Source organism: Peribacillus sp. P4_C12 (assembly GCF_056402095.1).
This window is the reverse complement of sequence record NZ_JBFUIB010000256.1, coordinates 1-5,414: the sequence shown is the minus strand read 5'-3', so window position 1 is coordinate 5,414 and position 5,414 is coordinate 1. Positions and strand designations below refer to the sequence as shown.

Annotated in this window: 6 protein-coding genes; all 6 read left to right on the top strand. The window is 38.3% G+C overall.

Features of this window, described 5'->3' with window-relative positions:
- Positions 1 to 1,130 (top strand): 3-phosphoshikimate 1-carboxyvinyltransferase (gene aroA / locus AC1DUW_RS20450; protein WP_477643315.1); only part of this gene is annotated, 1,130 nt, incomplete at its 5' end.
- Positions 1,131 to 1,526: 396 nt separating this feature from the next.
- Complete coding sequence (locus AC1DUW_RS20445) at positions 1,527 to 2,798, top strand: tetratricopeptide repeat protein (protein WP_053346770.1); 1,272 nt, start codon at positions 1,527 to 1,529, stop codon at positions 2,796 to 2,798.
- A gap of 42 nt (positions 2,799 to 2,840) precedes the next feature.
- Positions 2,841 to 3,392 (top strand): ReoY family proteolytic degradation factor, encoded by a 552-nt coding sequence (locus AC1DUW_RS20440; protein WP_053346769.1) that lies wholly within the window; start codon positions 2,841 to 2,843, stop codon positions 3,390 to 3,392.
- 161 nt (positions 3,393 to 3,553) lie between these two features.
- A complete protein-coding gene (locus AC1DUW_RS20435; protein ID WP_053346768.1) occupies positions 3,554 to 4,015 on the top strand; it encodes a YpiF family protein in 462 nt (153 codons plus the stop codon).
- 160 nt (positions 4,016 to 4,175) lie between these two features.
- Positions 4,176 to 4,682, top strand: coding sequence for a QcrA and Rieske domain-containing protein (locus tag AC1DUW_RS20430; RefSeq protein WP_053346767.1), 507 nt, complete (start codon positions 4,176 to 4,178; stop codon positions 4,680 to 4,682).
- A 3-nt stretch (positions 4,683 to 4,685) separates the two neighbouring features.
- A complete protein-coding gene (gene qcrB, locus AC1DUW_RS20425; protein WP_053346766.1) occupies positions 4,686 to 5,360 on the top strand; it encodes a menaquinol-cytochrome c reductase cytochrome b subunit in 675 nt (224 codons plus the stop codon).
- The last annotated feature ends 54 nt before the right edge of the window (positions 5,361 to 5,414 follow it).

The following is a 5,414-nucleotide window of genomic DNA, read 5'->3' as shown; positions in this document are numbered from 1 at the left end:
GTACTATTTCCTGTTTTAAACAGCTTGGAGTAAACATTGAACAAGATGGGCAGCAGGTCCGTATTGAAGGCAAAGGTTTTAATGGTTTGACGGAGCCACGTGAAGTACTTGATGTCGGAAATTCTGGTACTACGATCAGATTAATGATGGGCATTTTGGCTGGCCAGGATTTTTCGGCTGTGTTAGTAGGTGACGAATCAATAGCTAAACGCCCGATGACCCGAGTAGTCAATCCTCTCAGTCAGATGGGAGCACACATTGATGGCCGGAAAGGAGCCGAATACACGCCGCTTTTCATAAGGGGTGGTAAATTACAAGGGTTTCGCTATAAATTGCCTGTGGCAAGCGCACAAGTCAAATCAGCTATTCTCCTTGCAGGCTTGCAGGCAGAAGGGGAGACAATCATTGTCGAACCGGAAGAGACTCGTGATCATACGGAACGAATGATCAAGCAGTTTGGCGGGGAAATCGAAAAAGACGGTCAAACGATAAAAGTAAAAGGCAACCAAGTGTTCAAAGGAACCAATATTCATGTGCCTGGAGATATTTCTTCTGCAGCGTTCTTTATGGTGGCTGCTGCAATTACAGAAAATAGTGAAATTGTTCTGAAGAATGTGGGCCTTAATTCGACAAGAACAGGTATCATCGAAGTTATGAAAGCGATGGGGGCAGATATAACGGTCGAGAAGAAATCGAGCGAAGGTGAACCGGCAGGCGATATTACTGTCAGAAGCTCTCGTTTAAAAGGAACAACGATCAGCGGTGATTTAATTCCTCGCCTAATCGATGAGATACCAGTTATTGCACTTTTGGCCACCCAGGCGGAAGGAATAACGACGATCAAGGACGCAGCAGAGCTTAAAGTGAAAGAGACCAATCGAATTGATACGGTAGCCAACGAGCTTTCCATCCTTGGAGCGGATATAACGCCGACTGTAGACGGCTTAATTATCAAGGGACGAAAAGCACTAAATGGTGGCACGGTTACAAGCCATGGAGACCACCGTATTGGGATGATGCTGGCTGTAGCAGCATTGATCACTGATGGGAAAGTGGAACTTGAGGATCCGGATGCAATTGATGTCTCATATCCACAATTTTTTGAGCATTTGACTCATTTAATACAGTAAAGATTTAAAGAAGTTTGCAGACCTTATTAGAGTCTGCAGACTTTTTTATATTTTTTTTTTCTTAGATTAATCTCTCGGAATTGTTGAAAGCGCTATCATAACGGCCTCTTTTCTAATAATAACTCCTTAAAATTATTAAAAAGGCGATTATCACCAAAAAGGAGATTTACCTTTGTATGGAGAATTAACTATTAACCTTTTTTTAATAAGAATGGGGGGAGAATTTCATCAATGGAATACAGGGCTGCAGTATGGTAAACTAATGAATACTGTTTTTACTATGCACCTCACGATTAGATGCAACATTTTGTACTTTATGGAAGAGAATATAACACTATCACGTGAGAGTGTTTGTCTAGAGACTAAGTTTATTATGCAAAAAGGAAGGAAACAGCAATGAACACAGTAGATCAAGTTATTCAGCATTTAAAAAAAGGGGAATTAACAGAAGCTCTTAAACATATAAATCGAATTAAATCATCAGAGTCAGCCGAGGACATTTTGATGCTGGCTGAAGAAATGCTCCAGCTTGGTTTTGTAGAGGAGGCAAAAGATCTTTTTGAGCATCTACTAGAACTATATCCTGATGAAGGAGAATTGATTGTTTCATTAGCTGAAATTTTGATTGATATGGATCAAGAAGATGAAGCGATGTTAATGCTTGAAAAAGTAAGTGTAGATGATGAAGTATATCCCAGTGCATTGCTTTTGGAAGCAGACCTTTATCAATTACAGGGGATGGATGAGGTCAGTGAGCGAAAATTGTTGCAGGCAAAGGGAATACTACCAGATGAGATCATCATTGATTTTGCACTAGGTGAACTGTTCTATCATCAAGGAAGAGACCAGGAAGCCATTGCAAATTACATAAAGGTTTTGGAACAGGAACAAGAAATTGCTGGAGTTAATGTCAATCAACGACTAGCTGAAGCATTAAGCAGCTCTGGGAAGTTTGAGGAGGCCCTTCCGTACTTTGAAAAGGCTCTAAATGACGGGCTCGAAATAAATACGTTATTTGAGTATGCATTTACAGCTTTTCAAGCAGGTCTTTATGAAACCGCCGTGCGTAAGTTTATCGAATTGAAGGAATTGGATCATGAATATCATTCCCTATATTTATACTTGGCTAAGAGTTATGAACATCTTGAAGATTTGGAAAATGCTTTGAAAACGGTCAAAGAAGGTATCAAGGCTGATGAATTCAATAAGGAGCTTTATTTCTTCGGTGGTAAAATAGCCTTAAAAAGCGGACTCGATAGTGAAGCAGAAAATTTATTCAAAGAGGCTCTTGCCATTGATCCCGGCTATTTGGAAGCTGCACTTACTCTTTTGAAACTGTATATGCATCACGAAAGATATGAAGATATCTTAGAGTGTATTGGCGAGGTTAGAAGATACGGTGAGGATGATCCGCAGTTTGAATGGATAGCTGCCGTATGTTATCAACACACCGAACAATTTAAAGAGTCATTAACCTGCTATCATAAAGCATATAATTCATTCAAGAACAATCCAGACTTTCTTGAAAACTATGGTTTCTTTTTAATTGAAGAAGGAGACAGAACCACATCTAGAGAAGTATTTAATAAGCTGCTTGAGCTAAACCCAGCAAACGATGAGTATGTGATGATTTTGGAACGGCTTGGTGAAAGTCCAGAGGAATTGTAGATAAGAGAAAATAAAAAAATATCAAGACAGAGGAGGGAATTCATGGTGGCTGCCCCTGTTTCTGTGAATGAGAAAAAGGATTTTATTCGGTGGTTTTTAAATCATTATCAACTGAAAAGAAGAGAATGTGTTTGGATATTAAATTATTTAATGAGTCATGATCAATTAATGAAAAAGGTTCATTTTGTAGAAAATGCACAATATTGTCCACGCGGATTAATTATGTCGACACATTGTGTAGAAGAGGTTCCTTTTAGGTTCTATAAGTCCAATATTATGACGACCGATGCAGAGAAATCTTTTCATGATATCCGCTTAAACCGGGATGAAGATATTTATATTCAACTCAATTTTAAATCCGCTTATTCTTCATATCAGTACGCAGCAGTGCTTGAGAATAACCCTTTCATGCCGAAATCCACGGCTGCAAATGAAAAAGATCAGCTGCTGGCTGAGCAATTTTTGGAAAAAAGTATGCTGTATTTCCAAAGGGATCGTCTACTTAAGGAAATTGATGAAGCGCTCGATAAACATGACGAACAGGCATTTAAGAACTTAACCGAACAACTAAATCAATTAAAAGTACTTGGATGAACTAAAACGACCTTTCCGTAATCAGGAAAGGTTTTTATTTTTTATAAAACGCTGATAAAATCCACATTTTTGTAAAGACTATAGATATATGGTAAAGATGTAATAAAAAAATGGTAAAATGATAAGGAGTTGATTTAATAAATCGGGAGTGAAGAAAAAATATGAAGTGGACAGCAAAAGATCTGGATATGTATATCCAGTCAAAAGAGTATGTGGATACGGTTTTAATTCCATTGATTCCCATAACATTTGGAAGTCAAATTAAGCAAACTGGTTCAATGAATGAATTTCTTACCATTTTAAGCTCGGAAATTGAAAAGCAGATGAAAGGAAGAATTCTTTTAATGCCAACTTTTCATTATTTGAGTGATGAGGAGGATAAGATTGATTTATTAAAGCGTTGGACCAACAAAGTGAAAGAAAATAATTTTAAACATATTTTTTTTCTTACATCAGATATTGAATGGAAAAAGGAAGAGCGGGAATTAGAACATAATTTAGTATGGATTCCAGCCATCCCTCTTGAAACCCTAGAAAATAACCAAGCCAGGGAAATGATTAACCAGCAAGTTCTCCAGATCCTTGATATTTTCACTTATAATTGGAAAAATGAAAAAAAGTAGGATTTTTCGCATTATTTGACACATAGTTGCCACCTTTTGGGTTTTACAAATATTGACCTTGGTAAATTATTGAGATATCATGGAAATGTCCTAGTTTTATAGTGTTGCTATTTATTGGTCCTTTGGGCTCTCAGTATAGTAATAGAGGGGGGGAAAACGCATGAGCAAGCATAATGTTTCACGACGTCAATTCCTTAATTACACACTTACTGGCGTTGGTGGATTTATGGCGGCCGGTATGTTGATGCCTATGGTTAGGTTTGCAATTGATCCAGTATTATCAGCAGATAAAGGCGGGGATTACATTGCAACTAAACAAAAGGTAAGTGAACTGACTACCGAACCAACCCGTGTTGACTTTAGTTTTAAGCAGGTCGACGGGTGGTATGAGTCTGAAGAAACAAATACAGCTTGGGTTTATAAAATGGAAGACGGTAATATCGTTGCTTTATCTCCAATTTGTAAACATTTAGGCTGTACGGTAGCATGGAATACGGATAAGTCTAATCCGAATCAATTTTTCTGTCCTTGTCATTATGGCAGGTACACGAAAGATGGTGTGAACGTGAAAGGGACACCACCGGTTTCACCTTTGGATGTCTATGACACGAAAGAGAAAGATGGAATTCTTTATTTGGGTCAATTAAAACCGCATGGGGGGGCGTAAACATTGCTAACAAAGTTATATGACTGGGTGGACGAGCGTTTAGATATTACGCCATTATGGCGGGATATTGCTGACCATGAGGTTCCTGAACATGTTAACCCCGCGCATCATTTTTCTGCATTCGTATATTGTTTTGGTGGGTTAACTTTCTTTATCACGGTCATCCAAATATTGTCGGGTATGTTCTTGACGATGTACTATGTACCGGACATTAAAAACGCTTGGGAATCTGTTTATTATCTACAAAATGAAGTTGCCTTCGGTCAAATTGTCCGTGGTATGCATCACTGGGGAGCAAGTCTAGTTATTGTTATGATGTTTTTACATACTCTTCGTGTCTTCTTCCAGGGAGCTTACAAAAAACCGCGTGAATTGAACTGGATGGTCGGCGTATTAATTTTCTTTATTATGCTGGCATTAGGATTAACAGGTTATTTACTGCCATGGGATATGAAAGCGCTATTTGCAACAAAGGTTACTTTGACAATTGTTGATTCGGTACCGCTAATGGGACCAGCACTTAAGACATTGATAGCAGGAGATCCAACAATAGTTGGAGCACAGACATTAACACGATTCTTCGCAATTCATGTATTCTTCCTGCCTGCAGCATTATTTGCTTTACTAGCGGCTCATTTCTTGATGATCCGGAAACAAGGTATTTCAGGTCCACTATAAAAGAATTATGAACTGAGAATCATAAAAACCTTTTCATAAAGGAGGGGATTGTTC

What these genes read in the sequence shown, in the direction of transcription:
- AC1DUW_RS20440 (WP_053346769.1), top strand. Translation starts at nt 2,841, where the DNA reads ATGGTGGCTGCCCCTGTTTCTGTGAATGAGAAAAAGGATTTTATTCGG.
- AC1DUW_RS20430 (WP_053346767.1), top strand. Translation starts at nt 4,176, where the DNA reads ATGAGCAAGCATAATGTTTCACGACGTCAATTCCTTAATTACACACTT.
- AC1DUW_RS20435 (WP_053346768.1), top strand. Translation starts at nt 3,554, where the DNA reads ATGAAGTGGACAGCAAAAGATCTGGATATGTATATCCAGTCAAAAGAG.
- AC1DUW_RS20445 (WP_053346770.1), top strand. Translation starts at nt 1,527, where the DNA reads ATGAACACAGTAGATCAAGTTATTCAGCATTTAAAAAAAGGGGAATTA.